The following is a 26,035-nucleotide window of genomic DNA, read 5'->3' as shown; positions in this document are numbered from 1 at the left end:
TTGGTCAGGGCCGATGCGGCCGGCTGCGGCCGCCGACCGGCGCAACGCGAGACGAACATGAGGACACGGAACGCAGTGGCCAGGGACTACTACGGCATTCTCGGTGTGAGCCGGGAAGCCTCCGACGACGAGATCAAGCGCGCCTACCGCAAGCTGGCGCGTCAGTTCCACCCGGACGTCAATCCGGACCCGGAGGCTCAGGAGAAGTTCAAGGACATCAACGCCGCGTACGAGGTCCTCTCGGACGACCGTAAGCGGCAGATCGTCGACCTGGGTGGCGACCCGCTCGCCCCGGGTGGCGGCGGCGCCGGCGGCCCGGGTGGCCCCGGAGGCGCCGGCCCGTTCGTCGGTTTCCAGGACATCATGGACGCGTTCTTCGGCGGTGCCGGAGGTGGCGCCCGTGGCCCACGGCCGCGTACCCGCCCGGGCGCCGACGCGATCCTGCGGCTCGAACTCGACCTGCACGAGACGGCCTTCGGCGTCGAGGCTCCGATCACCGTCGACACCGCAGTGCTCTGCACCACCTGCTCCGGCGCTGGCACGGCCGCCGGCACGCACCTGGCGACCTGCGAGGCGTGCGGCGGTCGGGGCGAGGTGCAGTCGGTGCAGCGCACCTTCCTCGGCCAGGTGGTCTCCGCCCGGCCGTGCACCGTGTGCCAGGGCTACGGCACCACCATCCCGCACCCCTGCCCCACCTGCGCCGGCGACGGCCGGGTGCGGACCCGCCGTTCGCTGACCGTCAAGATCCCGGCCGGCGTCGAGGACGGCATGCGGATCCGGCTGGCCCAGCAGGGCGAGGTGGGCCCCGGCGGCGGCACCGCCGGCGACCTCTACGTGGAGATCCACGAGCGGCCGCACGACGTGTACTCCCGCAAGGGCGACGACCTGCACTGCCGGGTCACAGTGCCGATGACGGCGGCGGCGCTGGGCACCCGGCTGACCATCAAGACGCTGGACAGCGAAGAAACCGTCGACGTCAAGGCCGGCACCCAGCCGGCCAGCACGCTGCGACTGCGCGCCCGGGGCGTGCCGCACCTGCGCGGCACCGGCCGAGGCGACCTCTACGTGCACCTGGACGTGCGGACGCCGACCAAGCTCGACCCGGACCAGGAGAAGATGCTGCGCGACTTCGCCAAGACCCGTGGTGAGGAGGTCGCCGAGCTGTCCAAGCAGGGCGGCTTCTTCTCCCGGATGCGCGACGCGTTCAACGGGCACGCCTGAGGTGTCCGCACCGCTGTTCCTGGTGGAGGCGCTGCCCACCGGCGACGCGCTGACCCTGGACGGCCCGGAGGGGCACCACGCCGCCACCGTGCAGCGGTTGCGCGTCGGCGAGGAGCTGCTGCTCGCCGACGGCCGGGGCGGCACCTCCGCCGCCGTGGTCACGGCCGTCGGCCGGGGCAGCCTGGAGGTCACCATCACCTCCCGGGGGTACGCGGACGCGCCCGTACCCCGTCTGGTGACAGTGCAGGGCATCGCCAAGGGCGACCGGGGTGAACTGGCCGTGCAGGCGATGACCGAGGTCGGGGTGGACGAGATCGTGCCCTGGGCGGCCTCGCGTTCGGTGACCCAGTGGCGCGGCGACCGGGGCGTACGCGCCCGGGAGAAGTGGGTGGCCACCGCCCGGGAGGCGGCCAAGCAGGCCCGCCGGCCGTGGCTGCCGGTGGTGGCCGGTGCGCCGGACGAGTCCACTGCCACTGTGGCCCGTCGGATCGCCGGTGCCGCCGCCGCGTTCGTGCTGCACGAGGAGGCCGAAGACCGGCTCACCACCGCCGAGCTGCCCTCCACCGGAGAGATCGTGCTGGTGGTCGGCCCGGAGGGTGGCATCGCCCCGGCCGAGCTGACCGCCTTCGCCGAGGCCGGCGGGCGACCCGTACGCCTCGGACCGGCCGTGCTGCGCACCTCCACCGCCGGGGTGGCGGCCCTCAGCGTGCTCGCCGCCCGCCTCGGCCGCTGGTGACAGCGGGCTTTGGCTGGGTTCAGGGCCGGGGAAACGCTGGCACCACCTCTTCCTCCGGCCCCAGGTTCAGCCCGGCCGGCCCGATGATCTGCGGGTCCGGTGCGCCGACCTCGCCTGGAGCAGCCGCTTGTCGCGGTCGTACTCTTCGCGGTCCAGTCGCTCGTCGTACGGGTAGTCCTCGCGCCAGGTCTCGACGGGGGTGCCGTCGGGGCGGAGCAGGACAGGATCGTCGTCGTGGCCATCGGCCACCCGGTAGTCGGCGGTGAGGTCCAGCAGCGCGAGGTCGGCCATGTCGGTGGGACTTACCCTCCCGCGAACCGCCAACCACCTCCCCGGCCGGGTGATCCGCCGGCGGTCGCACGAGAGCCCGCCGCGGACGGTCCAATGGCTGACAATCGATCAACCCTTGTGGATGGTCGCGCGTACCCTGGCGCGGTGCTCGCTGCCGAGGCTCCGAAGATCACCGACTGGATGCAGGCGTGGGGAAGTGTCGTCGGCCTGCTGCTGTCGGGTCTTGCCGCAATGGCCACCTGGCTGCTCTTTCGCCATGAGATCCAGGTGCGGCGAGAAGAACAACGCGACAATGAGGCAGCTCAGGCGCGGCTGATCGTTCCGGTGTTGAACGACCTGCCTCGGGGTCTTGATGAGGTGCGAAGCTTCACGATTGCAAATTACAGTGGCGTGCCGTTCTATGACCTTCGGGTCATGCTCCTCTGGAGGGAGCGGTTGATAGGCAAATATCCGTCCGCTCTCCACGTCCTGATGGAAGAGGTCGCGGGGAGCTTCTCCTATCTGGCGGTGCCAGGGGTTGACGTCGCGGGGATCGCCAAGACCGGCGATCTGGCCATCGGAGTCTATTTCACCGACGCTTCTGGTTTGCGCTGGAGCAAACTCAACCGTGAGCCACCGACTCGGGTGCAAAGCCATGACCGCTGGAGCCAAATTACTGGTCGTGAACAGCAACGTGCAGCGGCGAGAGCGAGGCTGGAAAAGGAGATGACGCTGCGGGCGATGGCCCGTCGAAACAAATCAAGGTTCCGGTTTGCAGCCTCGATCGCCGCAGTTGTTGCTGTGGCGGTCTTCCTGGCCATCCTCATCTACAGGTAGGCACGCCTACCACGTCACTGTCACCCGCTTCGCGTTGTCGGGTCAGCTGCGCAGGTAGGACGCCCCGTTGAGGTCGACGATCGTGCCGGAGGCCCACTCGGCCTGCGGCGAGGCCAGCCAGTGGACGGCGGCGGCGATCTCCTCCGGTTGGCCCACCCGGTCGAACGGGCTCTGTGCCCGGATGGCCGCGCCCCGCTCGCCGCGCAGGTGTTCGGTGGTCATGTCGGTCGCCACGAAGCCCGGCGCGACGGTGGCGACAGTGATGCCGTACGGCGCGAGCGCCACGGCGAGGGACTGGCCCAGCGCGTTCAGCCCCGCCTTGCTGGCGCCGTACGCCGGCTGCTCCGGCTCGCCGCGGAACGCGCCACGGGACGAGACGTTGACGATCCGCCCGCCGCGTTCGCGCATGTGCTGGGCGGCGCACCAGGTGGCGTTACCGGCGCCGGTCAGGTTGGTCTCCAGCACCTGCCGCCAGCGCTGCTGCCACTCCTCGTACGAGGCGCCGAAGATCGGGTGCGGGTCGTCGCGGTCGCCGTACGTCCCGGCGTTGTTGACAAGCACGTCCAGCCCGCCGAGCAGTTCGGCGGCCCGGTCGACCATGACCCGGACCGCGTCCGGATCGGTGAGGTCGGCGCGGACCACCACGTGCCCGGTGCCCGGCAGCTGCGCGCGCAGTTCCTCGGCCGCGTCGGCGGAGTCGCGGTGGTGGATGGCCACCCTGTCGCCGCCGGCCGCGAACGCCTTCGCCACCGCGCGGCCGATCCCGCGCGAGGCCCCGGTCACGAGTACCGCCCGATCCGTCATGCCGGCCATCCTGCCTCAGCCGTGCCTCCCCTGCTAACGGGCCGGCGGCGCATGCTGCACCGGAGCACCCCCGGCCCGTTAGTCCTTACACTGCCCCGATGGAATCCGACTGCCTGTTCTGCCGCATCGTCGCCGGGGAGATCCCGGCCACCGTGGTCCGGGAGACCGACACCACGCTCGCCTTCCGCGACATCGACCCGAAGGCGCCGGTGCACGTCCTGGTCATTCCGAAGGAGCACTACGCCGACGTCGCCACGCTCGCCCAGGGCGACCCGGCGCTGGCCGCCGACGTGCTGGCGACGTCCGCCGCCGTGGCCGAGGACGAGGGACTGCTCGGCGACGGCTTCCGGCTGATGTTCAACACCGGCGCGTACGGCGGGCAGGAGGTGTTCCACGTGCACGCGCACCTGCTCGGTGGTGCGCCGCTCGGCCCGATGCTCGCCCGGGACCTGGCGTGACCCCAGGTGCGGCGCCTGGCTCTCGGGTGAACGAGCACCTGGACCGGTTGGTCCGGCGGGTGCAGGCCGACGCCCGGGTGCCCGCGGTGTCGGCGGCACTGCACCGGGCAGACCGACCGCTCTGGAGCCGCACCGTCGGCGAGACCGGCACCGACAGCCCCCTGGGCGTGGGCACCCAGTTCCGGATCGGCTCGATCACCAAGACGTTCACCGCGGTGCTGGTCCTGCAGTGCCGCGACGACGGGTTGCTGGACCTGGACGACCCGGTGGGCCGGCACCTGGACCTCCCGGCGCACGGCGAGCTGACCGTACGCCGGTTGCTGTCGCACACCGGTGGGCTGCAACGCGAGCCGTTCGGTGATGTGTGGGACAGCCTGCGCGCGCCGGACGACCACCAACTGGTCGCCGAGCTGGATCGGGCCGAGCGGGTGCTGCCGGCCGGCCGGCGGTTCCACTACTCCAACCTGGGCGTGGCCGTGCTCGGCCAACTCGTCGCCCGGCTCCGGGGCGGCAGCTGGGCGCAGGCGCTCGCCGAGCGGATCCTGACGCCGTTGGGGCTGACCGACACCACTGTGACCCCACGGCCGACGGCGGCCACCGGGTTCCTGGTCGACGCGTACTCCGACGAGGCGCACCCGGAACCGCCGACCGACTTCGGCGCGGTCGGCCCGGCCGCCCAGCTCTGGAGCACCGCTACCGACATGGCCCGCTGGGCGGCGTTCCTGGCCGACCCGGTGGCGCTGGACCCGGCCGGCGCGGTCCTCGCCCCGGCCACCCTGGACGAGATGCGCTGGCCGCTGACCACCACCGACGAGACGCTCTGGGGCGCGGGCTTCGGGCTCGGGCTGATCCTGATCCCGCAGGGGGAACGGGTGATGCACGTGGGGCACGACGGGGCGATGCCCGGGTTCCTCGCCGGGGCGTACGGCCGCCGCGGCGGTGACGGCACACCCGGCGCGATGGGCGCCGCGGTGCTCGGCTCGTCCGGCACGGCGAGCGAACTGTTCGACCTGTCGCACCGGCTGCTCGCCGCCGCGGTCGAGCACGACCCGGCCGAGATCGAGCCCTGGCGGCCCGGCGCACCCGCGCCGGCGGCCCTGCGGGGTGTGCTCGGTCGCTGGTGGGGCGAGGGCTCCGAGTACGTCTTCTCCTGGCACGACGGCACCCTCCGAGCGCGTGGGGTCGGTGACCCGGCCGGACGTCCGCCGGCGATCTTCACGCCGCTGGCGGACCAGCCGGACGTGTTCCGGGTGGTCTCCGGTCGGGAGGTCGGTGAGCTGCTGCGGCTGACCCGGGACGGGGCCGGCGCGGTGGTCCGGATGCACTGGGCGACCTACCGGTTCACCCGCCACCAGGAGACCTTCGACAGGTACGACTTCCGGGCCGGGAGTTGATCGCGGCCAGCGGAAATGGGCGCGATGCGGCCCGCGTTGAACCGATACGATGGGTGTAACGTCCGCACGCCAGGCCAGGAGGCCGGCGCCGAGATCGAGAGCAGGTGGCGCAGGGCCCTTCGGCCCAACCTATGACCGGCACCCCACCTCCCGGCCCGCCCCGGGTGCAGACCAGGATCACCGTGCCCGACCCGAAGATCATGGTCAATCTGCTCGGCGCAGGCGACGAGATCCTCAGACTCGTCGAACGCTCGGTCACCAGTGACGTGCACGTCCGCGGCAACGAGATCACCATCACCGGTGACCCTGCGGACAACGCCCTCGCCGAGCGGGTCTTCAGCGAGCTCCTCGAACTCATCGAGAAAGGCGAGACCCTGACCACTGACGCCGTCCGGCGTACCGTCGGCATGCTCGAGCAGGGCAGCGCCGAGCGGCCCGCCGAGGTCCTGACACTCAACATCCTCTCCCGGCGCGGGCGCACCATCCGCCCCAAGACGCTCGGGCAGAAGAAGTACGTCGACGCGATCGACACCCACACCATCGTCTTCGGCATCGGCCCGGCCGGCACCGGAAAGACCTACCTGGCGATGGCGAAGGCAGTCCAGGCGTTGCAGGCCAAGCAGGTCAACCGGATCATCCTCACCCGGCCGGCGGTCGAGGCGGGCGAGCGACTGGGCTTCCTGCCCGGCACGCTCAACGAGAAGATCGACCCGTACCTGCGCCCGCTCTACGACGCGCTGCACGAGATGCTCGACCCGGAGACGATCCCGAAGCTGATGGCCCAGGGCACGATCGAGGTCGCCCCGCTGGCCTACATGCGGGGTCGTACGCTCTCTGACGCGTTCATCATCCTGGACGAGGCGCAGAACACGACGCCCGAGCAGATGAAGATGTTCCTCACCCGACTCGGCTTCAACTCCAAGATCGTCGTGACCGGTGACATCACCCAGGTGGACCTTCCCGGCGGGACGAGCAGCGGCCTGCGGGTGGTTCGGGAGATCCTGGAAAACGTCGATGACGTGCACTTTTCCCAGTTGTCCAGCTCCGACGTGGTCCGCCACCAGCTGGTCGGGGAGATCGTCGACGCGTACGCCCGCTGGGACGCCGAGCGGGAGAACCAGCAGGCGCAGGGCGTTCACGCCGTGCCTGGGCGACCCGCCCAGGGCGGCCGGGCCGGCCGCCGCCGCTAAAGCAGAGGAAAGCAGTTGTCCATCGAGATCGCCAACGAGTCCGGCGTCGACGTCGACACCGACGCCGTGCTCGCCGTCGCCCGGCACGCCCTCGACGAGATGGGGGTCAACCCCCTCGCCGAGCTGTCAGTGCTGCTTGTCGACATCGACTACATGACCGAGCTGAACCACCGCTGGATGGGTGGCGACGGCCCGACCGACGTGCTCGCCTTCCCCATGGACGAGGGCAGCGTCGACCACGGCCCGGGTGAGTCCGCACCGGCCGGCGGCGAGCCCGCACTGCTCGGCGACATCGTGCTCTGCCCGGAGGTGGCGGCCAAGCAGGCGGCGACCGCCGGGCACGCACCGGCCGACGAGCTGCACCTGCTCACCGTGCACGGTGTGCTGCACCTGCTCGGCTACGACCACGCCGAGCCGGAGGAGGAGCGGGAGATGTTCGCACTCCAGGCTCGGCTGCTGGCGAGCTGGCGGTCGACCCGCACCCAGTGATGTCCACTCCTCCGTTACTCGCGGCCGGCGCCACCGCCGGCCTTCCCGACTTTCAGCTGATCGTCTTCGCGGCCGGTCTGGTGGTGCTGGCCGGCCTGATCGCGATGACCGAGGCGGCCCTCGCCGCGGTCTCACCGGCCCGAGCCGCCGAGCTGGCCCGCGACGGCGTGCGCGGCGCCCGTACCCTCCAGGTCGTGGCCGGCGACGTCGTCCGGCACCTCAACCTGCTCCTGCTGTTGCGGCTGCTCGCCGAGCTGACCGCCACCACACTGGTGGCGCTCGTGGCGGTGGACAGCTTCGGCGCCGGCTGGCGGGCCGCGCTGGTGACCGCCGGCGCGATGACAGTGGTCAGCTTCGTGGTGGTGGGCGTCGCACCACGCACCATCGGCCGGCAGCACGCCTACGCCGTGGGTCGTGCGGTGGCGCCGCTGGTCCGCTGGCTGGGCCGGGCGCTCAACCCGCTCGCGTCGCTGCTGATCCTGATCGGCAACGCGGTCACCCCGGGGCGCGGCTTCCGGGAGGGTCCGTTCGCCACCCAGGTGGAGCTGCGGGAGCTGGTCGACCTCGCCGAGCAGCGCGGCGTGGTCGAGCACGGCGAACGCCAGATGATCCACTCCGTCTTCGCGCTCGGCGACACCATCGCCCGTGAGGTGATGGTGCCGCGTACCGAGATGGTGTGGATCGAGGAGGGCAAGACGCTCGCGCAGGCGCTGGCGCTCTTCCTGCGCTCCGGTTTCTCCCGCATCCCGGTGATCGGCGAGAGCGTCGACGACGTGCTGGGGGTGCTCTACCTCAAGGATCTGATCCGGCGCTCCCGTGGCGGGGACCCGGGGGCCGAGCAGTTGCCGGTGGCCGAGCTGATGCGCCCGGCGACCTTCGTACCGGAGTCCAAGCCGGTCGACGACCTGCTGTCCGAGATGCAGGCGGCCCGCAACCACCTGGTCATCGTGGTCGACGAGTACGGCGGCACCGGCGGTCTGGTCACCATCGAGGACATCCTCGAGGAGATCGTCGGCGAGATCACCGACGAGTACGATGTCGAGCGCCCGCCCGTCGAACGTCTGGCGGACTCCTCGGTGCGGGTGACCGCTCGCCTGCCGGTGGAGAATCTCGGCGAGATGTTCGACGCCGACCTGCCCACCGACGAGGTGGAGACGGTCGGCGGTCTGCTCGCCCAGTCGCTGGGGCGGGTGCCGATCCCGGGTGCCGAGGCCGAGGTCGCCGGTCTCCGCCTGGTCGCCGAGGGCACCACCGGCCGGCGCAACCGGATCGACACCGTCCTGGTCAGTCGGGTGGAGCCGGGCGATGAGCAGGACACCGCGGGGCGCGGCGAGCACACCGGCCCCGGGGACGACACTGACAACTATCGAGACGACGAGAGGCAACCCGCCGATGCCTGACACACCCGCCGCGCCTGCCGCCCGGCCCACCCCCACCGCGTCGGGCGCGCTGAGCGCCGAGGACGGCAAGCTCGTCGTCCTGGCCCGGGGAGCCCGCGCGCGGGTCGGCGCCGTCGAGGGCGCCGCGGTCCGCGACCAGGACGGCCGGACGTACGCGGCGGCCAGTGTCGCGCTGCCGTCGCTGACGCTCACCGCGTTGCAGCTGGCGGTCGCTTCGGCAGTGGCGGCCGGGGCGAGTCGGCTGGAGGCGGCGGTGGTGGTGACCGAGGCGTCGACGCTGGATGGTGCCGGGCACGCTGCGGTACGGGACCTCGCGGTGGACGCACCGGTCCACGTGGCCGCTCCGGACGGCACGGTCCTCGGCACGGTGACCCAGTGAGCCCGGTGCAGGATCCGCAGGCGCGTCCGTACCGGGCCGGGTTCGGCTGCTTCGTCGGTCGCCCCAACGCCGGCAAGTCGACGCTGACGAACGCCATCGTCGGCACCAAGATCGCCATCACCTCGAACAAGCCGCAGACCACCCGGCACGTCATCCGGGCGGTGCTGCACCGACCGGAGTCGCAGCTGGTCCTCGTCGACACGCCGGGCCTGCACCGCCCCCGTACGCTGCTCGGCGAACGCCTCAACGACCTGGTCCGGTCCACCTGGACCGAGGTCGATGTGATCGGCCTGTGCATCCCCGCCGACGAGCCGGTCGGGCGCGGTGACCGGTTCATCACCGGCGAGTTGGCCGAGTTGAAGGCGACAGTGCTGGCGGTGGTCACCAAGACCGACCTGGTGGACAAGCGTCGCCTGGCGGAGCAGCTGCTGGCGGTCAGCAAGATGGGGGAGTTCGCCGAGATCGTGCCGGTGAGCGCGGTGTCCGGGCACCAGGTGGACACCCTCGTCGACGTGATGACCAAGTACCTGCCGCCGTCGCCGCAGCTCTACCCGGACGACATGCTCACCGACGATCCCGAGCAGGTGCTGGTCGCCGAGCTGATCCGGGAGGCCGCCTTGGAGGGGGTCCGCGACGAGCTGCCGCACTCCATCGCCGTGGTGGTGGAGGAGATGATCCCCGAGGGTCAGGTCATGAAGATCTACGCCGACCTGTACGTGGAGCGGCCCAGCCAGAAGGCCATCGTGCTCGGGCACAAGGCGAGCCGGCTCAAGGAGGTCGGCACCAACGCCCGCAAGCAGATCGAGGAGCTGCTCGGCGGTCGGGTCTACCTCGACCTGCACGTACGGGTGGCGAAGGATTGGCAGCGCGACCCGAGGCAACTGCGCAAGCTGGGCTTCTGACCCACCTCGTCTGCGGTGCCCGACCGGCGGCACTATCGCCTTCGGTCGGGCAGCCGGGGATGTTCACGCCCGGTCGAGGTAGCTGTCGTCTGGTGCGGGTGCCACGCAGGGTCGGGCCGACCGGGCGGTTGCCCTGCTCAACCGGCGGGCGCTCACCGTCCACCTCTGGCACATGCCGTTCGTGGTGGCGCTCACTCCGCTGGTCGACGTGGTGGGCTGGTCCCACCAGGACCCGGTGGGCCTGGCCATCCGGGTACTGCTGGTCTTCGCCCTGGTCGGGGCCAGCGTCGAGATCAACGCTCGCTGATCGTGAGGTTGCCGCTGTTGGCCGAACCGTCGAGCACCAGGGACGCCGCCGGGTTGTCGGCGACGGTGACGGTCTCGTCGCCGGAGTCGGCGTTGGACCGGACCCGGTAGCTGCCCTCCGGCACCACCAGCGTGACGTCACCGCTGGAGGCGTGGACCCGGGCCGAGGCGGGCTTGTCCAGCTCCACGTTGACATTGCCCGAGCTGGCCTCGGCGTCGACGGTGCCGCCCAGCCGGCGTGCCGTGATGTCTCCCGACGAGGCGCGCAGCCGTACCGCCGCGGTGGCCTCGTTCACCTCGATGTTGCCCGAGCGTGCCTCCACCCCGACCGCGCCCGACGCACCCGAGATCCGCACGTCGCCCGAGCTCACCTGCAGCTCCACGGTGCCGACCCGGCTCAGCTCGACGTTGCCGGAGCTGGTCTCGCCCTGCACCGCCACACCCTCCGGCACCGTCACCTCGTAGGAGATGCTGCACCGCGAGCCACAGTCGGTGTCCAGCACCAGCTCGCTGCCCTTGATCTCGTAGCGGGTGTTGTCCGGTTCACCGCCCTGGTAGCGAACCACTCGCTTGATCCGCACCTCGGACGCCGGGCCGGTGCCGCGGACCACCACGTCGCCCGAGCCCCCGGAGACCCGCACCGTGGTGATCCGGACCGCCTCGGTGTTGTCGTAGTCGAGCCGACGGAACGACAGGTTGTCGCACCCGGCGAGCACGATGAGGGTGGTGGCGAGCCCTAGCGCGACGGGAGCGGCGACGCGACGGCGGCGGGGGGTGGTGGTCGGGTGCAGTGCCATGACCAGCACGCTACGGCCGAGCACGAGGTGGCCGCATCGGGGTTCATCCGCGCTTGCACCCCGAACCAACCCTGATTTCACACCCCGAGGGAGAATGGCCCGATGGCCGGGTATCGCCGACAGCTCTACCGCGACGACGCGGTGGTGTTGCGTGTGCAGAAGCTCGGCGAGTCCGACCGGATCATCACCCTGCTCACCCGCCGGCACGGCCGGCTGCGCGCGGTGGCTCGAGGGATCCGCCGCACCACCAGCAAGTTCGGTGCCCGCCTGGAGCCGTTCGGCCACGTCGACCTCCAGCTCGCCGGTGACCCGAAGGGCAACCACGGCAGTTCTCTGCACACAGTGAGCCAGGTCGAGGGCATCGAGCTGTACGGCAAACGGTTCCTGGGCGACTATCCGCGCTACACGGCGGCCAGCGCGATCGCCGAGACCGCCGAGCGGCTGACCCCGGTGGAACGGGAGCCGTCGCTGCGGCTGTTCCAGCTCACCATCGGCGCGCTGAAGGCGCTGTCCCGGGGCGAGCACGCCACCACCCTGGTGCTCGACGCGTACCTGCTGCGCGGAATGTCCCTGGCCGGCTGGGCGCCGGCGCTGGTCGCCTGCGCGGTCTGCGGCACGCCCGGGCGGCACCGGGCGTTCTCGGTGCCGGCCGGCGGCGCGGTCTGCCCGGATTGTCGGCCTCCCGGGGCGGCTCATCCCGCCCCCGCCACCATCGATCTGATGTCCGCGCTGACCTCCGGCGACTGGGTGATCGCCGACGCCACCGACACCGCCGTACGTCGGGAGTGCAGCGGGCTTGTCGCGGCTCACCTGCAGTGGCACCTGGAGCGCGCGCTACGCTCGCTGCCGCTGGTCGACCGGGGTTCCTCGGCGGCCGGCACGGCCCCGCCGCCGGAGGGCACCGGGGCCGTGGTGCTCCGGCCACGTGGCGACGTCGAGGCTGGGGCGGACGGCGCGAACAGGGAGTGACCGAGTGATTCGATCGAAGAAGGCCGGCCGGCGCGAGCCGACGCCGCCGGTGCCACACCCGTCCGGGGCCCGCCCCCCGGCGCTGCCCACCGATGCGGTGCCGAAGCACGTGGCGGTGGTGATGGACGGCAACGGCCGCTGGGCCAAGGACCGCGGGCTGCCCCGCACCAAGGGGCACGAGGCGGGGGAGCACAGCCTCTTCGACACCATCGAGGGCGCCATCGAGATGGGCATCCCGTACCTGTCTGCGTACGCGTTCTCCACCGAGAACTGGCGGCGCTCGCCCGACGAGGTCCGGTTCCTGATGGGGTTCAACCGGGACGTGATCCGTCGCCGCCGTGACCAGTTGGTCGACCTGGGCGTACGGGTGGTGTGGTCGGGCCGGCCCGGTCGGCTGTGGAAGAGCGTCATCTCCGAGTTGCAGACCGCCGAGGAGATGTCCCGCGACAACTCGACGCTGACCCTGCAGTTCTGCGTCAACTACGGCGGGCAGGCCGAGATCGGTGACGCCGCCGCCGCGATCGCGCGGGACGTGGCGGCCGGCCGGCTGGATCCGGCGAAGGTCACCGAGAAGACCGTGGCGAAGTACCTCTACCACCCTGAGATCCCGGAGGTGGACCTGTTCCTGCGCCCCTCCGGGGAGGAGCGGATCTCCAACTTCCTGCTCTGGCAGACCGCGTACGCCGAGTTGGTCTTCCTGGACACGCTCTGGCCCGACTTCGACCGCCGCCACCTGTGGTACGCGTGTGAGTTGTACGCCCAGCGGGACCGACGCTTCGGCGGCGCGTTGCCCAACCCGGTCGCTCCGGTTATCTGAGCCGACGCGCTTACCCGCACGTCACTCTGGGTATCAGAGACGTCAGAAGCCACTGACGGAGGTGAACCCACATGATCCAGAAGCGCATTGCCCAGTGGGCGGTGATGGCTATCGCGGTGCCGCTGGCCGCGGCCGGCGCCCGCCGGCTCAGCCACACCCTGGAGGCCCGGCGTGGTCCCTCCGGGGCGACCCGGTTGCTGACCAAGGGTGCGGACCTGATCCGTCCCCAGAAGGCCAAGCGCCGCCGCTTCTTCTGACCAACCCACCCCAACTGTCTCCGGCGCCCCCCGCACCCTCGTGCGTGGGGCGCCGCCGCATCCCCGCCCCCGCCCCGCCCCCGCCCCGCCCATCGATCATGGAGTTGTGGTGGCCGGGTTAGGTGCTTTTGCGACTTATGTTCACCACCACAACTCCATGATCGACGCGACCCGGGGGCGGGTGCGCGGCCGGTGGGGCGGGTTGGGGTGAGTGTGCTCGTTTCGGGGTCCTGCGCAAGGGTGGCGGGTAGGGTCCGGAGGTGGTGGGACGACGGCGGTTGGGGGGCAGATGCGCGATCTCCGCTTTAAGATGATCATGGCGTTGAACGCCGCCGACCTGGGCGACCCGATGTGCGAGCAGGCGGCCGAAATCTGTGCCGAGATCGCCGAGCAGCACTGCGCCGAGTTCGGCCACACACCGCAGTTGCGCACCGGTGAGATCGCCGAACTGGCCACCGGCGAGCCGGCCCTGACCTGGGCGCCGTCGACCCCCGACGCCGGGCAGCGTGCCTGGTGACCGCGCCCGCACCTGCTGTTGACATCCGTCGTGCCGATGATCGCTTCGCCACCCGGATCTCCTGGCTGGACTCCAAGCACTCCTTCTCGTTCTCCCGGCACTACGACCCGGACAACACCCACCACGGCCTGCTGCTGGTCAACAACGACGACGTGGTCCGACCGGGCGCTGGCTTCGAGACCCACCCGCACCAGGACATGGAGATCGTGACCTGGGTGCTGCGTGGTTCCCTGGTGCACCAGGACTCCACCGGGCACTCCGGGGTGATCTACCCGGGTCTGGCCCAGCGGATGAGCGCCGGCACCGGCATCCTGCACTCGGAGAAGAACGACGCCTGGCGGCTCAACAACCAGGAGCCGCACACCGACCCGGTGCACTTCGTGCAGATGTGGGTGCTCCCCGACGAGCAGGGCGTCGACCCCGGCTACGAGCAGTTGGAGATCGAGGACGAGCTGCTCCGCGGGGGCCTGGTCCCGATCGCCTCCGGGATGGACCGTTACGACGGCGCGTCAGCGATCCGGATCCGCAACCGGTACGCGACACTGCACGCCGCCCGTCTCGCCCCCGGCGACGAGGTCACCATCCCGGACGCGCCCTACGTGCACCTCTACGTGCCCGACGGCACGGTGACCCTGGAGGGCAGCGGCCCGCTCGGCAGCGGCGACGCGGCCCGGCTCACCATGACCGGTGGCCGGCGGGTGACCGCCGACGAACCGGCCGAGATCCTCGTCTGGGAGATGCACGCCACTGTTGCCTGACCGTCACCCGCGCGGCCTACCCCCATGATCTCGCCCGAACATGGATGTGGTGGCCTCCCAGCCGGGGGAGACCACCACATCAAGGATCGAGCTACGCCGGCGACTCGGTGCGGTCGGCGGCCCAGGTGGTGTGGAACGAGCCCTCACGGTCCACCCGCTGGTAGGTGTGCGCGCCGAAGTTGTCCCGCAGACCCTGGATCAGCGCGGCGGGCAGCCGCTCCGCGCGCAACGCGTCGAAGTACGCCAGCGACGACGAGAACGCGGGCGTCGGCACGCCGGCCCGGGTCGCGTCGGCCACCACCCGCCGCCAGCTCGGCACGCCAGCGCTGACCGCCTCGGCGAAGTAGGGCGCCACCAGCAGCGTCGGCAGGTCGGGCTGCTCGTCGTACGCCTCACGGATCCGGTTCAGGAAGCGGGCCCGGATGATGCAGCCACCCCGCCAGATCGTCGCGGTGCCGCCCAGGTCGATGTCCCAGTTGTATTCCTGGCTGCCCGCGCGGATGTGGTCGAAGCCCTGCGCGTACGCAACGATCTTGGAAGCGAGCAGCGCCCGGCGGACATCCTCGACGAACGTGTCCCGGTCGGTGACCTGCCACTTGTCACCCGCGTCGGGGAACGCCCGGCGGGCCGCCTCACGCTGGTCGACGTGCCCGGAGAGCGAACGGGCGAAGGTCGCCTCGGCGATCCCGGTGATCGGGATGCCAAGGTCCAGGGCACTCTGTACGGTCCACCGACCGGTGCCCTTCTGCTCGGCCCGGTCCTGCACGATGTCCACGAACGACCGGCCGGTCGCCGCGTCGGTGTGCGCGAGCACGTCGGCGGTGATCTCGATGAGGAACGACTCCAGCTCGCCGTTGTTCCACTCCCGGAAGATCTCCGCGATCTCGGCCGGCGTCGCGTCCAGGCCGGCCCGGAGCAGGTCGTACGCCTCGGCGATGAGCTGCATGTCGGCGTACTCGATGCCGTTGTGCACCATCTTGACGAAGTGCCCGGCGCCGTCCGGCCCGACGTGCGTGCAGCACGGCACGCCGTCCACCTGGGCGGCGATCTTCTCGAACATCGGCCCGAGCTTCGCGTACGACTCGGCGGAGCCGCCCGGCATGATGCTCGGCCCGAGCAGCGCGCCCTCCTCGCCGCCGGAGACGCCGGTGCCGCTGAAGTGCAGCCCCTGCGCCCGCAGCGCCTCCTCGCGGCGACGGGTGTCGGCGAAGTGGGCGTTGCCACAGTCGACGATGATGTCGCCCTCGTCGAGCAGCGGCACCAACTCGTCGATCACCGCGTCGGTGGGAGCGCCGGCCTTCACCATGACGATGACCGCACGGGGTCGTTCCAGTGACGCCACGAAATCGGCCATCGTCTCGCCCGGCAGGAACGTGCCCTCGTCGCCGTGCTCGGCGACCAGGCTGCGGGTGCGCTCCGGCGAGCGGTTGTGCACTGCCACCGTGAAGCCGTTGCGGGCCAGGTTGCGGGCCACATTGCGACCCATCACCGCCAGCCCGGTCACACCGATTTGTGCCCTCGCCTGATCAGCCATTCGTGCCGCCACCTCTCGTCACACCACTATCAGCGCTTGGAAACTTACCGTGGTGTGAGCCGATACGGACCAGTGATCGACGTCCCTTTACTGCACGTGATGTGGACGTTGCCCCTGGCCGCTCGGGCCCTCGACAACGGTCGGTGTGCCCCGCGCAGGGAAACGTGTCGTCATCCCGCGCCGGGCGCGTCAGCCTTCGGCGAGACGGGCTTCGATTCGGGCGATCTTCCCGGTCAGCGCGTCGGTGACCCCGGGCCGGACGTCGGCCTTGATCACCACACTCACCCGGGGCGCCCGCGCGCCGACCACCTCGACCGCCTGCTTCACCACCGCCATCACCTCGTCCCACTCACCCTCGATGGTGGTGAACATGGCGTCGGTCCGGTTGGGCAGACCGGACGCACGGACCACCCGCACCGCCTCGGCGACCAGGTCACCCACGGAGTCGTCACCGCCGAGCGGGGTGATCGAGAACGCGATCAGCATGTGCCGATCGTGCCAGGAAAACCGGATGCGCGTCGGTCCGGCGGTGGCTACGGTACGAACATGCGTAACTGACGCCCCACTTCCGAGCCGGCCCGCCGTCCCGCGTCGCGGTCCGTGCGCTCCCGGGCGTCCCGCATCCCCTCCCCGCCGTTGGGCGGCGATGGCCCTGCCTGGCCCCGGTGAGCAGTCCCTTCCCCACTCGACCCGTCGCGCAACGGCGGTCACCAGCCGATCCGACCGACCGCCGCAGCGCGGGACCGGCCGTGCCGGTCGGCATTGAAGGAGGCCCGGATGCCTGCCAGGCGTAATCCGAAGAAGACCCGTACCCCGCTCGGCGTCGACCGGGCGGCCGGCCACGGCCCGCTCCCACCCACCCTCCCGGCCCTCGACCTCGCTGTCGAACCGCCCCTGCCGGCGCTGCTAGTGGAGCCGGCGCTGCCGGCGGCACTGGTGGAGCCTGCGCTGGCGGCGGCGCTGGTGGAGCCGGAGCTGCCTGTGGCCGCCCCGGACGAGGTGGCGCTGCCGGACGAGATGGCGGTGCCGGCAGCGGTCGATGTGCCGGCGGTTGTCGACGCGCCGACGATGCGAGATCTGCCGAAGCCGATTGGCCGACCGAAGGCGCCCACGGCCGGGCCACCGCAGGGCGGCGGCAACCGCTCCGGCGGCGGCCGCAGCCAGCAGGCCGGCCAGGCCCGCCGCTACGCCTTCCGTCGCAGCTGACCAAGCCACCCCCACCCCACCCCCACCCCACCCCAGCCCCGCCCCGCGTGGTCCAGCCCCGCCCCCGCCCAGCCCCGTCCCCGCCCCGCGCCGCCCCCGGCCCGCGCCGCCCCCCGCCCCGTCGATCTTGCACTTTCTGTCGTCGCATCACCGGCATACCGGGATGAATCAACGACAGGAACCGCAAGATCGGCGGCGCGGGGCGCGGGGCGCGGGGCGCGTGGCGCGGGGCGCGGGTCGGCGGCGCGTGGCGCGGGGCGCGGGGCGCTGTGTGGCGACAGCAACACCAGGGATGTAGTGGCGGATCTTGCCGGCGGGCGGCTGGCAGCGGGCAGCAGGCCGGCTCGGTTCAGCTGATGAGGGGGCGGAAGGTGCCCAGGGCGAGGCTCGTGGTCAGGGCGGCTGCGGCGAGTACGACGGCCCCGGCGATGAGAAGGACGTCGGCGCGGGTGAAGTGCTGGTGGCGGGCGACGGTACGGGGTGTGCCGGCGTCGAAGCCACGCGCGTCCATCGCCACCGCCAGCCTGGTGCCTCGGCGGATCGCCCCCACCAGCAGCGCGAACGCGGTGGAGGCGAAGAGCCGCAGCTTCGCCACCGGGTTGCGTCCCGCGTCGACGCCCCGGGCGCGTCGAGCCATGCTGATCATCTGCCACTCCTGACCGAGCAGGGGCACCAGCCGGAACGCGGCCAGCGCCCCGATGGCGAACCGGGCCGGCGCCTTCGCGTTCTGGATCAACGCGTCGGCCAGGTCGGTGGGGTCGGTGGTCGCGAAGACGATCACACCGGGCAGGGCCACCGCGAACACCCGCAGGACCAGACCGAGCGCGGTGAGCAGGACGCCGGTGCTCACCAGCACCGGTCCCACGTCCAGCAGGACCCGACCGGACCGGTCGGCGGCGAACAGCACCAGGGTGACCAGGATGCCGGCGGCACTGAGCAGCAGTGGCCAGGCCCGCCGGGCCAGCACCCGGTAGCGGATGCCGAACAGCGGCAGGACGGCCAGTTCGAGGGCGATGGCGATCGCCGGGGCCACCGGGTCCAGGGTCGCCAGCAGGGTGAACGAGAAGACCAGTGCGGCGGCGACCTTCGCCACCGGGTTGCGGCGGGCCAACGGCGCGTCCGGCGCGGCGACCGGCTCGATGCTGATCATCGGTGGTCGTCCGGTGCACGGTGCAGGGTGACGGTGCGGTCGGCGAGCGCGGCGACGAAGTCCGCGTCGTGGGTGACAGTGACCACGCCGTGCCCGGCGTCGCGCAGGTCGGCGAAGAGGTCGACCAGCTCCCGCCAGGTCCGCCGGTCCTGACTGAAGGTGGGTTCGTCGCAGATCAGCAGGCGTGGCGCGGTGGCCAGGGCGGTCGCCACGCTCAGCCGTCGCGCCTCGCCGCCGGAGAGGGTGTACGGGTTGGCGGCGGCGAGCCGGGCCAGCCGCAGCCGGTCCAGCAGCCCGGCCACTGTCTCCTTGACGGCGGCCTCGGGTTGACCGGTGCGGCGCGGGCCGAGCGCCAGCTCGTCGAAGACCGTGCTGGTGACGAACTGGTGCTCCGGATCCTGGAAGACCGACCCGATTCGTCGGGCCAGCGCGGGCGCCCGCCACCGGTGCGGGGGAGTGCGGTGGTCCGCGCCGGCCAACTCGGCGGACGCGGTGACCCGCCCGCTGCCGGGCCGGAGCAGACCGCCGAGCAGCAACGCGAGGGTGGACTTGCCGGCGCCGTTGGGTCCGCGTACGGCGAGTGCCTCACCGGCGCGTACCGCCAGGTCGGTGGAGCCCAGCCGGGGTGGCAGGCCGAGCCGGTCGGCGGTGAGCAACAGATCCCCGGGGCCGGCGGTGGCCGGCCGGGGCGCGATGGGGTGGCCGGGCACCCAGACCCCCTCGGCGGCCAGGGCGGCGCCGTGGGCGGCGAAGACCGCCTCTGGTGTGCCGTCCGCGCGGACGCCGCCACCCGGTTCCAGGACGACCACCCGGTCGACCAGCGGCAGTGCCTCGGCGACCCGGTGCTCGACCAGGATCAGCGTGGTGTCGGCGTCCAGCGCCCCGGCCACCGCGTGTCGGACCAGTTCGGCCCCGGCCGGGTCGAGGTTGGCGGTCGGCTCGTCGAGCAGCAGCAGGGCGGGGCGCAGGGCCAGCGCGCCGGCCAGGGCGAGGCGTTGCTGCTCGCCGCCGGAGAGCGCCGCGGTGTGGCGGTCGCGGGGGTACGGGAAGCCGACCCGGTGCAGCGCCTCGTCCACCCGGGGCCAGATCTCGTCGGCCGGTACTCCCCGGTTCTCCAGCCCGAACGCGACGTCGTCGCCGCAGCGCGCCATCACCAGTTGGGTCTCCGGATCCTGGAAGACGATGCCGACCCTTTCCCGCCCCTTGCGTGGGTCGAGCCCGTCGATCTCGACGGTGCCCTCCTGCTCGCCGGAGTCCTCGGGGAGCAGCCCGGCCAACGCGCTGAGCAAAGTGCTCTTGCCAGCCCCGGAGGGCCCAAGAAGCAGAACCCGCTCCCCAGCCTCGACCCGCAGGTCAACCCCGCGCACGGCCCAGGCGCGCCGCCCAGCGTGCCGCCACCCGAACCCCCGCAGCAGTACCCCGCCCACCAACCCACCCCCTCCAGGCTGCGCGCCCGCCTATCCCCGGTGATCAAGAGGTTTGCGTCAGGAAATCGCCTTCCGTTGACGCAAACCTCTTGATCAACATCGTCGACCAGGGGGTTAGATCAGGGCTCGGTCTCGGCCTGCTGGGAAGCGGTCCAGGACGCCGGTGTTGGCCAGGGCGTTCGTCAGCAGCCAGCCGCCCAGGCCGGCGATCACTGTGGCGCTGACGATGGTGAGCAGCGCGTACGGGATGCGGTAGTCGGTCAGCGCGTAGTCGACGTTCCAGACGAAGAAGTCGAACAACGCGGCGCTGAGGCCGGTCAGTGCGCCCGCGAACACAGCGGTCGGCAGCCGGAACGACCGGTACCGGAAGGCGGCGAAGGCCAGCTCGGCGCCGATGCCCTGCACGATGCCCTGCGGGATGACCGTGCCGGCCCACTGGCTGCCCAGCAGCGCGGACAGGACCGCGGCCACGGTCTCGCAGTAGAGCGCGGCGCCGGGCTTGCGGATGACCAGCCCACCGATCACCGCCGGCATCAGCCAGACGCCGTAGAGCAGCGTCTGCGCCGGCGGGAAGAAGGCGAACGCGCCCTCGGTGGCGCTCCAGACCAGGCCCCAGGCCCAGAAGATGACGCCGAAGGCGACAGCGATCACCGAGGCGACCACGATGTCGATGGTGCGCCAACGGTGTGTGTCGGTGGTGGATGTCATGTGTTGCTCCCAGTTCGTGAGTGCGAACCAGGAGAAGACGCACGCCGCGTCCGGTGGCACCGGACTGCGGCGCGGCTGGAGGTCGACCGAACTCCCTGCGCTGGCATTACCCAGATCAGGTTCGAGGGTCTGCGGGCGTGCCCGCACTCTCAGCGCTGTGCGCTCCCCTGTCGGATATGAAGTTGTCTCGCTGACGCTAACACCGACCAGGGGCGCGGGCCCAGCAGGGCACCCGCCTGACCTGCGGGAGCGACCGGCGCACCGCCGGCTGGGTACGCTTCCGATCATGCGGGTTGACGCGCGAGGCTTCACGTTCGAGGTGACCGTCGGCGGTCCGACGGACGGCGTACCCGTCCTGCTGCTGCACGGTTTTCCACAGCACAGCGGCGAGTGGGACGACGTGGTGCCGGCGCTGCACGCGGGTGGGCTGCGCACGTACGCGCTGGACCAGCGCGGCTACTCACCCGGTGCCCGGCCCACGGCGGTGGCCGACTACCGGATCCCCGAACTCGTCACCGACGTGGTGGCGGTGCTCGACGCGCTCGGGCTGGACGCCGTGCACCTGGTCGGCCACGACTGGGGCGCCGTCGTGGCCTGGGCGGTTGCCGCCCGGCACCCCGAGCGGGTCCACACGCTGACCGCGGTGTCCGTACCGCATCCGGCGGCCATGGCGCACGCCCTGAGCACCGACGCCCAACAGAAGGCCCGCTCGTCGTACATCGCGCTGTTCCGCAAGCCCGACAAGGCGGAGAAGGTGCTGCTGGCGTGGCACGCCACCGCGTTGCGCAAGCTGCTCGGCGGGGTGGGCGACACGTCCCGGGTGAACCGGTACGCCGACCCGATGCGGGAGCCGGGTGTGCTCACGGCCGCGCTGAACTGGTACCGGGCGATGTCCCGCGCCGACCTGGCCGGCGTCGGCCCGGTCGCGGTGCCCACCACGTACGTCTGGAGTGACCGGGACGTCGCCATCGGCCGGACCGCCGCCGAGGCGTGCGCGCAGAACGTCACAGGCGACTACCGCTTCGTGCAGCTGCCCGGGGTGAGTCACTGGATCCCGGACGCGGCGCCGGCCCCGCTCGCCGAGGCGATCCTGGCCCGAGCCGGCGGGACGTCCTGAGCCGTGCGGGTCCGCGAGGGAGAGCCAACGTGACGACGGACGCCAGCGGGCCGGGCAGCCGTCGCTCGATCGCCGCGCAGCTGCGCGTGCTGGGCGTACGCCCCGGCGCGACGCTGCTGGTGCACGCCGCGCTGCGTCCGCTGGGCTTCGTCAGCGGCGGCCCGCACGCGATGGTGCTCGCCCTGCGCGACGCGCTCGGCCCCGACGGCACGATCGTCGTGCCCACCCACACGCCCGACAACAGCGACCCCGCGCAGTGGCGCAACCCGCCGGTGCCGGCGGGCTGGTGGCCGCTGATCCGCTCGGAGATGCCGGGCTTCGACCCGGTGATCACGCCGAGCCGGTTCATGGGTGCGCTCGCCGAGACGGTCCGCGGTTGGCCCGGCGCGCTGCGCAGCGCCCATCCGCAGGTGTCGTTCGCCGCGCTCGGGCCGGCCGCCGAGCAGGTGGTCGCCGGGCACACCCTGGCCGACTCCCTTGGCGAGGGCTCCCCGCTGGCTCGCCTCTACGACCTGGACGCCGACGTGTTGCTGCTCGGCGTGGACCACTCGGTGAGCACCTCGCTGCACCTGGCCGAGTACCGCTGCCCCGGCTCGCCGCGGGAGCGGCTCGGTGCCGCAGTGCGTACCGCCGACGGGGGTCGGGAGTGGGTGTGGTGGCAGGACGTACGACTCGACGCGGACGACTTCGCCGCGTTGGGCGAGGACCTGGAGGCCACCGGCGCGGTACGCACCGCACCGGTCGGCACCGGGACCGGCAGGTTGATGCGCCAGCGGGCGGCGGTCGACTTCGCGGTTCGCTGGCTGGCCCGTAATCGAACGACGGAGGACGCATGACGGTGAGTGCCGAGGACTACCTGGCCGTGGTGACCGAGACGATCGGCCGGGTGGCCGCCAGTCAGCGGGAGGCGGTGGGGCGGGCCGCCGACCTGATCGCCGAGGCCGTCCGAGCCGACGGCGTGGTGCACGCGTTCGGCACCGGGCACTCGGAGGCCCTCGCCATGGAGATCGCCGGACGGGCTGGCGGTCTGGTGCCGACCAACCGGATCGCGCTACGCGACCTGGTGCTGCTCGGCGGCGAACCGGCCGACCGGCTCGGGCCGCTGCTGGAACGGGACCCGGCCGTCGCGCACCGCCTCTACGAGCTGGCCCCGGTGCGTCCCACCGACGTCTTCGTGCTCGCCTCGAACTCCGGGGTCAACGGCGCCATGGTGGAGTTCGCCACGCTGGTGAAGGAACACGGTCATGGGCTGGTGGCGATCACCTCGGCGCAGCACTCCGGCCGAATGACCTCCCGGCACCCGTCCGGGCGCAAGCTGAGCGACCTCGCCGACGTGGTGCTCGACAACGGCGCGCCGTACGGCGACGCGACGTTGCCCCTGCCCGGTGGCGGCGCCGTCGGCGCGGTCTCCTCGATCACCGCGGCGCTGCTGGCGCAGCAGGTGACAGTGGAGGTGGTGGCGCGGTTGCTGGCGGCGGGGGAGCGGCCCCCCGTCTACCTGTCGGCGAACATCCCGGACGGCGACGCTCACAACAACGAGCTGGAAGCTCGGTACGCGGGGCGGATCCGACGCGGGTCCTGACCCGGTGCTGGCGGCCGACTTGCGTCGCCGAGATGAACGGCAGATGTCGTGAACCTGTTTCGCGCTCGGCCGGGTGGGGCATTGGCGTTGCTGCCGGCGGCCAGGACCGCCGGCAGTAGCGTCTCACCGGAGGTAGCGCGTGTCCAAGGAGACCGAGAAGCAGCGCTGGCAGCGCAACTTCGCCGACCTGCTGCAGGAGTTGCGGGTCGCCCAGACCGGCGTGCAGATTCTCTTCGCCTTCCTGCTCACCCTGCCGTTCAGTAACGGGTTCACCGAGACCACGGAGTTCCAGCGCGACGTCTACATCGTGGCGTTGCTCGCGGCGGCCGCCGCCACCGCGATGATCATCTCGCCGGTGGCGTTCCACCGGGCGCTGTTCCGGCAGGGGCGCAAGCCGGAGTTGGTCCGCTTCGCCCACCGGATGGCCAGCGGCGGTCTCGCCTTCATGCTGATCGCGATGGTCAGCGCGGTGCTGCTGATCACCGACTTCGTGCTGGACCGGCCGATCGCCTTCGTGCTCAGCGCCCTGACCGGGCTCTGGTTCCTCACCTTCTGGATGCTGCTGCCGTTCGCCCGGCGCAACTGGGGTGAGGACGAGATCGACGACGAGGACGACGACCCGGACACGATCAACAGCCGCTGATCGCGCCGATCTTCACGCAGCGCTACCCCTGAGTAACAACCGGGGGTAGCGTGGCGGTAGTCGCGCACGTCGACGCAGCCGCACCGAGCTTCGAGGGGGCAGCCGTGACCACGACGCAGAATGGCCGACCGGCACCGGACGGCCCCGACTCCGAAACCACCGCCGGTGCCGCCGCGCCGCTGCCCGCAGAAGCCGGGCAGGTCACCGAGAAGGAGGCCCGGCAGGTCGCCGAGGCCGCCCGCGAATCCACCTGGGACCGACCCAGCTTCGGCAAGGAGTTGTTCCTCGGCCGGTTCCGGCTCGACCTGATCGACCCGTGGCCCCGATCCGATCCGGACGACGTGGCTCGGGCGGAGGAGTTCCTTGGTCGGTTCCGCGCCTTCCTGGCCTCCGAGGTGGACGGCGCGGCCATCGAGCGGGACGGGTCCATACCCGACTCGGTCTTCCACGGCCTGGCCGACCTCGGCGCGTTCGGCATGAAGATCGACCGGAAGTACGGCGGGCTCGGGCTGAGCAACCTGCACTACTGCCGGGCGCTCATGCTGGCCGGCTCGGTGAGCCCGGCCATCGGCGCGCTGCTCTCGGCACACCAGTCGATCGGCGTGCCGCAGCCCTTGAAGATGTTCGGCACCGCCGAGCAGAAGCAACGCTTCCTGCCCCGGCTCGCCGCCGGCGAGGTGTCCGCGTTCCTGCTCACCGAGCCCGACGTCGGCTCCGACCCGGCCCGGCTGGCCACCATCGCCGAACCGACCGAGGACGGCACCGGTTACCGGCTCAACGGTGTGAAGCTCTGGGCCACCAACGGCATCGTGGCCACCCTGCTGGTGGTGATGGCCCGGGTGCCGGCCACGGAGGGACGTCGGGGCGGGATCACCGCGTTCGTGGTGGACGGCGACAGCCCCGGCATCACCGTCGAGCGGCGCAACGAGTTCGTCGGCCTGCGCGGCCTGGAGAACAGCCTGACCCGGTTCCACGACGTGATCGTCCCCGCCGAGAACGTCATCGGCGGTGAGGGCAAGGGGCTGAAGATCGCCCTGACCACTCTGAACACCGGCCGGCTCTCACTGCCGGCCATGTGCGTGGGCGCCGGCAAGTGGGCGCTGAACGTGGCCCGGGGGTGGGCCGCCGACCGGGTCCAGTGGGGACGACCGGTGGGCGAGCACGAGGCGGTCGCGCAGAAGCTCTCCTTCATCGCCGCCACCACGTACGGCATGGAGACCATGCTCGACCTCTGCTGCCTGCTCGCCGACGACGACCGCAACGACATCCGGATCGAGGCGGCGCTGGTCAAGCTGTACGCCAGCGAGATGGCCTGGAAGATCGCCGACGAGCTGATCCAGATCCGGGGCGGGCGCGGCTACGAGACGGCCGACTCACTGGCCGCCCGCGGCGAACGCCCGGCCGCCGTCGAGCAGATGCTGCGCGACCTGCGGATCAACCGGATCTTCGAGGGCTCCACCGAGATCATGCACCTGCTGATCGCGCGGGAGGCGGTCGACGCCCACCTGTCGGTGGCCGGCGACATCATCGACCCGGACGCGGGGCTGGGCCGCAAGGCCCGAGCCGGCGCGCGAGCGGGCGCCTTCTACGCGAAGTGGCTGCCCACCCTCGCCGTCGGTCGGGGGCAGAGCCCTTCGGCGTACGCCGAGTTCGGCCCGCTCGCCGCGCACCTGCGCCAGGTGGAGCGTTCGTCGCGCAAGCTGGCCCGGTCGACGTTCTACGCGATGTCGCGCTGGCAGGGAAAGATGGAGCGTAAGCAGGCGTTTCTCGGTCGGGTGGTGGACATCGGCGCCGAGTTGTTCGCGATGTCCGCGGTCTGCGTCCGGGCCTCCGCCGAACGGGACAGCCGCCCGGAGAACGTCGAGCTGGCCGACCTTTTCTGCCGGCAGGCGCGGGTGCGGGTGGCCGCCCTGTTCGCCGCGCTCTGGGACAACACCGACTCGGTCGACACCGCCGCGGCGAAGCGCATCCTCGCCGGCCGCTACGCGGGGCTGGAGGAGGGCGTGCTCACCCCATCGGAGGAGCTGCCCTGGGTGGCTCGCTGGTCGCCCGGCCCGTCCACCTCCGAGGACGTCCGCCGCCGCATCCCCCCGAAGCCGTGAACCGCGCCGACCGGCCTGCCGCCACGCGGGCTGGCCGCCACGCGGGCTGGGCGGTGCGCGGGCCG

29 protein-coding genes, 1 pseudogene and 1 riboswitch are annotated in these 26,035 nt (G+C 71.8%); of the genes and pseudogenes, 22 read left to right on the top strand and 8 right to left on the bottom strand.

Annotated features, from left to right (window positions below; translation table 11 throughout):
• Nucleotides 1-75 precede the first annotated feature (75 nt).
• Both dnaJ and ABZ794_RS28645 read left to right on the top strand, forming a co-directional pair.
• Nucleotides 76-1,221 carry a molecular chaperone DnaJ gene (gene dnaJ, locus ABZ794_RS28650; protein ID WP_181518639.1) on the top strand — a complete coding sequence of 382 codons (1,146 nt, stop codon included), beginning with the start codon at nt 76-78 and terminating at the stop codon, nt 1,219-1,221.
• Between the two features lies 1 nt (nt 1,222).
• A complete protein-coding gene (locus ABZ794_RS28645; RefSeq protein WP_210786083.1) occupies nt 1,223-1,957 on the top strand; it encodes a 16S rRNA (uracil(1498)-N(3))-methyltransferase in 735 nt (244 codons plus the stop codon).
• A 66-nt stretch (nt 1,958-2,023) separates the two neighbouring features.
• Here the strand turns inward: ABZ794_RS28645 and ABZ794_RS28640 are convergent, their stop codons facing one another.
• The gene (locus ABZ794_RS28640) at nt 2,024-2,248 is read right to left on the bottom strand and encodes a hypothetical protein (RefSeq protein ID WP_238690176.1); all 225 of its coding nucleotides are present in this window, start codon (nt 2,246-2,248) and stop codon (nt 2,024-2,026) included.
• A gap of 144 nt (nt 2,249-2,392) precedes the next feature.
• On the opposite strand from ABZ794_RS28640, the gene ABZ794_RS28635 reads away from it, so the two are divergent.
• A complete protein-coding gene (locus tag ABZ794_RS28635; protein ID WP_357518455.1) occupies nt 2,393-3,064 on the top strand; it encodes a hypothetical protein in 672 nt (223 codons plus the stop codon).
• A 42-nt stretch (nt 3,065-3,106) separates the two neighbouring features.
• Here ABZ794_RS28635 and ABZ794_RS28630 read toward each other — a convergent pair whose 3' ends face one another.
• A complete protein-coding gene (locus ABZ794_RS28630; RefSeq protein WP_238690174.1) occupies nt 3,107-3,868 on the bottom strand; it encodes an SDR family oxidoreductase in 762 nt (253 codons plus the stop codon).
• 98 nt (nt 3,869-3,966) lie between these two features.
• Between ABZ794_RS28630 and ABZ794_RS28625 the strand changes: the two genes are divergently transcribed.
• From ABZ794_RS28625 to ABZ794_RS28590, 8 genes and pseudogenes are all read left to right on the top strand, one after another.
• On the top strand, nt 3,967-4,326 hold the full coding sequence (locus ABZ794_RS28625; protein ID WP_357518453.1) for a histidine triad nucleotide-binding protein: 360 nt from the start codon (nt 3,967-3,969) through the stop codon (nt 4,324-4,326).
• Nucleotides 4,327-4,352: 26 nt separating this feature from the next.
• Entirely contained in the window at nt 4,353-5,720 is a 1,368-nt protein-coding gene (locus ABZ794_RS28620; protein ID WP_357518451.1) for a serine hydrolase domain-containing protein, read from the top strand.
• Between the two features lie 131 nt (nt 5,721-5,851).
• Nucleotides 5,852-6,910 (top strand): PhoH family protein, encoded by a 1,059-nt coding sequence (locus ABZ794_RS28615; protein WP_210786087.1) that lies wholly within the window; start codon nt 5,852-5,854, stop codon nt 6,908-6,910.
• 15 nt (nt 6,911-6,925) lie between these two features.
• The gene (ybeY, locus tag ABZ794_RS28610) at nt 6,926-7,399 is read left to right on the top strand and encodes an rRNA maturation RNase YbeY (RefSeq protein WP_030491788.1); all 474 of its coding nucleotides are present in this window, start codon (nt 6,926-6,928) and stop codon (nt 7,397-7,399) included.
• Nucleotides 7,375-8,799 carry a hemolysin family protein gene (locus tag ABZ794_RS28605; protein WP_238690212.1) on the top strand — a complete coding sequence of 475 codons (1,425 nt, stop codon included), beginning with the start codon at nt 7,375-7,377 and terminating at the stop codon, nt 8,797-8,799. The genes ybeY and ABZ794_RS28605 overlap by 25 nt, the downstream gene beginning before the upstream one ends.
• The gene (locus ABZ794_RS28600; protein WP_238690172.1) at nt 8,792-9,178 is read left to right on the top strand and encodes a cytidine deaminase; all 387 of its coding nucleotides are present in this window, start codon (nt 8,792-8,794) and stop codon (nt 9,176-9,178) included. Before ABZ794_RS28605 ends, ABZ794_RS28600 begins: the two co-directional genes overlap by 8 nt.
• On the top strand, nt 9,175-10,080 hold the full coding sequence (era, locus tag ABZ794_RS28595) for a GTPase Era (RefSeq protein ID WP_210786088.1): 906 nt from the start codon (nt 9,175-9,177) through the stop codon (nt 10,078-10,080). Before ABZ794_RS28600 ends, era begins: the two co-directional genes overlap by 4 nt.
• A 121-nt stretch (nt 10,081-10,201) precedes the next feature.
• A pseudogene (locus ABZ794_RS28590) lies at nt 10,202-10,360 on the top strand (acyltransferase); the annotation flags it as partial.
• A gap of 13 nt (nt 10,361-10,373) precedes the next feature.
• Here ABZ794_RS28590 and ABZ794_RS28585 read toward each other — a convergent pair.
• Nucleotides 10,374-11,183, bottom strand: a complete 810-nt coding sequence (locus ABZ794_RS28585; protein ID WP_210786089.1) for a DUF4097 family beta strand repeat-containing protein — start codon at nt 11,181-11,183, stop codon at nt 10,374-10,376.
• A gap of 102 nt (nt 11,184-11,285) precedes the next feature.
• Between ABZ794_RS28585 and recO the strand changes: the two genes are divergently transcribed.
• The 5 genes from recO (at nt 11,286) to ABZ794_RS28560 (ending at nt 14,501) form a co-directional block, all read left to right on the top strand.
• A complete protein-coding gene (gene recO / locus ABZ794_RS28580) occupies nt 11,286-12,152 on the top strand; it encodes a DNA repair protein RecO (protein WP_210786090.1) in 867 nt (288 codons plus the stop codon).
• A 4-nt stretch (nt 12,153-12,156) separates the two neighbouring features.
• On the top strand, nt 12,157-12,969 hold the full coding sequence (locus ABZ794_RS28575; RefSeq protein ID WP_210786091.1) for an isoprenyl transferase: 813 nt from the start codon (nt 12,157-12,159) through the stop codon (nt 12,967-12,969).
• A 71-nt stretch (nt 12,970-13,040) separates the two neighbouring features.
• Complete coding sequence (locus ABZ794_RS28570) at nt 13,041-13,226, top strand: hypothetical protein (protein WP_030336441.1); 186 nt, start codon at nt 13,041-13,043, stop codon at nt 13,224-13,226.
• A 316-nt stretch (nt 13,227-13,542) separates the two neighbouring features.
• Complete coding sequence (locus ABZ794_RS28565; protein ID WP_357518447.1) at nt 13,543-13,743, top strand: thioredoxin reductase; 201 nt, start codon at nt 13,543-13,545, stop codon at nt 13,741-13,743.
• Nucleotides 13,740-14,501 carry a pirin-like bicupin family protein gene (locus ABZ794_RS28560; RefSeq protein ID WP_210787594.1) on the top strand — a complete coding sequence of 254 codons (762 nt, stop codon included), beginning with the start codon at nt 13,740-13,742 and terminating at the stop codon, nt 14,499-14,501. The genes ABZ794_RS28565 and ABZ794_RS28560 overlap by 4 nt, the downstream gene beginning before the upstream one ends.
• Before the next feature lie 91 nt (nt 14,502-14,592).
• On the opposite strand, the gene gndA is transcribed toward ABZ794_RS28560, so the two are convergent.
• A complete protein-coding gene (gndA, locus tag ABZ794_RS28555) occupies nt 14,593-16,035 on the bottom strand; it encodes an NADP-dependent phosphogluconate dehydrogenase (RefSeq protein ID WP_210787592.1) in 1,443 nt (480 codons plus the stop codon).
• Between the two features lie 189 nt (nt 16,036-16,224).
• Nucleotides 16,225-16,521, bottom strand: coding sequence for a thiamine-binding protein (locus ABZ794_RS28550; protein WP_210787591.1), 297 nt, complete (start codon nt 16,519-16,521; stop codon nt 16,225-16,227).
• Nucleotides 16,522-16,812: 291 nt separating this feature from the next.
• Here ABZ794_RS28550 and ABZ794_RS28545 point away from each other — a divergent pair, with 291 nt between their 5' ends.
• Nucleotides 16,813-17,241: a hypothetical protein gene (locus ABZ794_RS28545; protein ID WP_357518444.1), complete on the top strand. Its 429-nt coding sequence runs from the start codon at nt 16,813-16,815 to the stop codon at nt 17,239-17,241.
• 349 nt (nt 17,242-17,590) lie between these two features.
• Here ABZ794_RS28545 and ABZ794_RS28540 read toward each other — a convergent pair whose 3' ends face one another.
• The 3 genes from ABZ794_RS28540 to ABZ794_RS28530 form a co-directional block, all read right to left on the bottom strand.
• Entirely contained in the window at nt 17,591-18,391 is an 801-nt protein-coding gene (locus tag ABZ794_RS28540; RefSeq protein WP_210787651.1) for an energy-coupling factor transporter transmembrane component T, read from the bottom strand.
• Nucleotides 18,388-19,818: an ABC transporter ATP-binding protein gene (locus ABZ794_RS28535; protein WP_357518442.1), complete on the bottom strand. Its 1,431-nt coding sequence runs from the start codon at nt 19,816-19,818 to the stop codon at nt 18,388-18,390. The genes ABZ794_RS28540 and ABZ794_RS28535 overlap by 4 nt, the downstream gene beginning before the upstream one ends.
• Nucleotides 19,819-19,932: 114 nt before the next feature.
• Nucleotides 19,933-20,526, bottom strand: coding sequence for an ECF transporter S component (locus ABZ794_RS28530; protein WP_357518440.1), 594 nt, complete (start codon nt 20,524-20,526; stop codon nt 19,933-19,935).
• Between the two features lie 74 nt (nt 20,527-20,600).
• Nucleotides 20,601-20,705: riboswitch (TPP riboswitch) on the bottom strand.
• Between the two features lie 107 nt (nt 20,706-20,812).
• On the opposite strand from ABZ794_RS28530, the gene ABZ794_RS28525 reads away from it, so the two are divergent.
• From ABZ794_RS28525 to ABZ794_RS28505, 5 genes are all read left to right on the top strand, one after another.
• The gene (locus ABZ794_RS28525; protein ID WP_357518438.1) at nt 20,813-21,643 is read left to right on the top strand and encodes an alpha/beta fold hydrolase; all 831 of its coding nucleotides are present in this window, start codon (nt 20,813-20,815) and stop codon (nt 21,641-21,643) included.
• A gap of 29 nt (nt 21,644-21,672) precedes the next feature.
• Nucleotides 21,673-22,479: an AAC(3) family N-acetyltransferase gene (locus ABZ794_RS28520; protein ID WP_238690361.1), complete on the top strand. Its 807-nt coding sequence runs from the start codon at nt 21,673-21,675 to the stop codon at nt 22,477-22,479.
• Nucleotides 22,476-23,225: an SIS domain-containing protein gene (locus ABZ794_RS28515; protein ID WP_112584644.1), complete on the top strand. Its 750-nt coding sequence runs from the start codon at nt 22,476-22,478 to the stop codon at nt 23,223-23,225. Before ABZ794_RS28520 ends, ABZ794_RS28515 begins: the two co-directional genes overlap by 4 nt.
• Nucleotides 23,226-23,364: 139 nt before the next feature.
• A complete protein-coding gene (locus ABZ794_RS28510; protein ID WP_210786976.1) occupies nt 23,365-23,868 on the top strand; it encodes a DUF6328 family protein in 504 nt (167 codons plus the stop codon).
• A gap of 104 nt (nt 23,869-23,972) precedes the next feature.
• On the top strand, nt 23,973-25,970 hold the full coding sequence (locus tag ABZ794_RS28505) for an acyl-CoA dehydrogenase family protein (RefSeq protein WP_238690360.1): 1,998 nt from the start codon (nt 23,973-23,975) through the stop codon (nt 25,968-25,970).
• The last annotated feature ends 65 nt before the right edge of the window (nt 25,971-26,035 follow it).

Origin of the sequence: Micromonospora sp. NPDC047187, assembly GCF_040643355.1 — a bacterium.
Lineage (GTDB): Bacteria > Actinomycetota > Actinomycetes > Mycobacteriales > Micromonosporaceae > Micromonospora > Micromonospora salmantinae.
Note: the sequence above shows the minus strand (reverse complement) of the source record. Positions and strands in the feature narration are given on the sequence as shown.

Excerpts from the sequence above, each read along its gene's own strand:
- ABZ794_RS28545 (WP_357518444.1), top strand. The coding sequence starts at position 16,813 with ATGCCTGCCAGGCGTAATCCGAAGAAGACCCGTACCCCGCTCGGCGTC.
- ABZ794_RS28530 (WP_357518440.1), bottom strand. The coding sequence starts at position 20,526 with ATGACATCCACCACCGACACACACCGTTGGCGCACCATCGACATCGTG.
- recO (WP_210786090.1), top strand. The coding sequence starts at position 11,286 with ATGGCCGGGTATCGCCGACAGCTCTACCGCGACGACGCGGTGGTGTTG.
- ABZ794_RS28640 (WP_238690176.1), bottom strand. The coding sequence starts at position 2,248 with ATGGCCGACCTCGCGCTGCTGGACCTCACCGCCGACTACCGGGTGGCC.
- ABZ794_RS28625 (WP_357518453.1), top strand. The coding sequence starts at position 3,967 with ATGGAATCCGACTGCCTGTTCTGCCGCATCGTCGCCGGGGAGATCCCG.
- ABZ794_RS28565 (WP_357518447.1), top strand. The coding sequence starts at position 13,543 with ATGGCGTTGAACGCCGCCGACCTGGGCGACCCGATGTGCGAGCAGGCG.
- ABZ794_RS28585 (WP_210786089.1), bottom strand. The coding sequence starts at position 11,183 with ATGGCACTGCACCCGACCACCACCCCCCGCCGCCGTCGCGTCGCCGCT.
- ABZ794_RS28615 (WP_210786087.1), top strand. The coding sequence starts at position 5,852 with ATGACCGGCACCCCACCTCCCGGCCCGCCCCGGGTGCAGACCAGGATC.
- gndA (WP_210787592.1), bottom strand. The coding sequence starts at position 16,035 with ATGGCTGATCAGGCGAGGGCACAAATCGGTGTGACCGGGCTGGCGGTG.
- ABZ794_RS28630 (WP_238690174.1), bottom strand. The coding sequence starts at position 3,868 with ATGACGGATCGGGCGGTACTCGTGACCGGGGCCTCGCGCGGGATCGGC.
- ABZ794_RS28570 (WP_030336441.1), top strand. The coding sequence starts at position 13,041 with ATGATCCAGAAGCGCATTGCCCAGTGGGCGGTGATGGCTATCGCGGTG.
- ABZ794_RS28540 (WP_210787651.1), bottom strand. The coding sequence starts at position 18,391 with ATGATCAGCATCGAGCCGGTCGCCGCGCCGGACGCGCCGTTGGCCCGC.
- ABZ794_RS28550 (WP_210787591.1), bottom strand. The coding sequence starts at position 16,521 with ATGCTGATCGCGTTCTCGATCACCCCGCTCGGCGGTGACGACTCCGTG.
- ABZ794_RS28600 (WP_238690172.1), top strand. The coding sequence starts at position 8,792 with ATGCCTGACACACCCGCCGCGCCTGCCGCCCGGCCCACCCCCACCGCG.
- ABZ794_RS28515 (WP_112584644.1), top strand. The coding sequence starts at position 22,476 with ATGACGGTGAGTGCCGAGGACTACCTGGCCGTGGTGACCGAGACGATC.
- ABZ794_RS28525 (WP_357518438.1), top strand. The coding sequence starts at position 20,813 with ATGCGGGTTGACGCGCGAGGCTTCACGTTCGAGGTGACCGTCGGCGGT.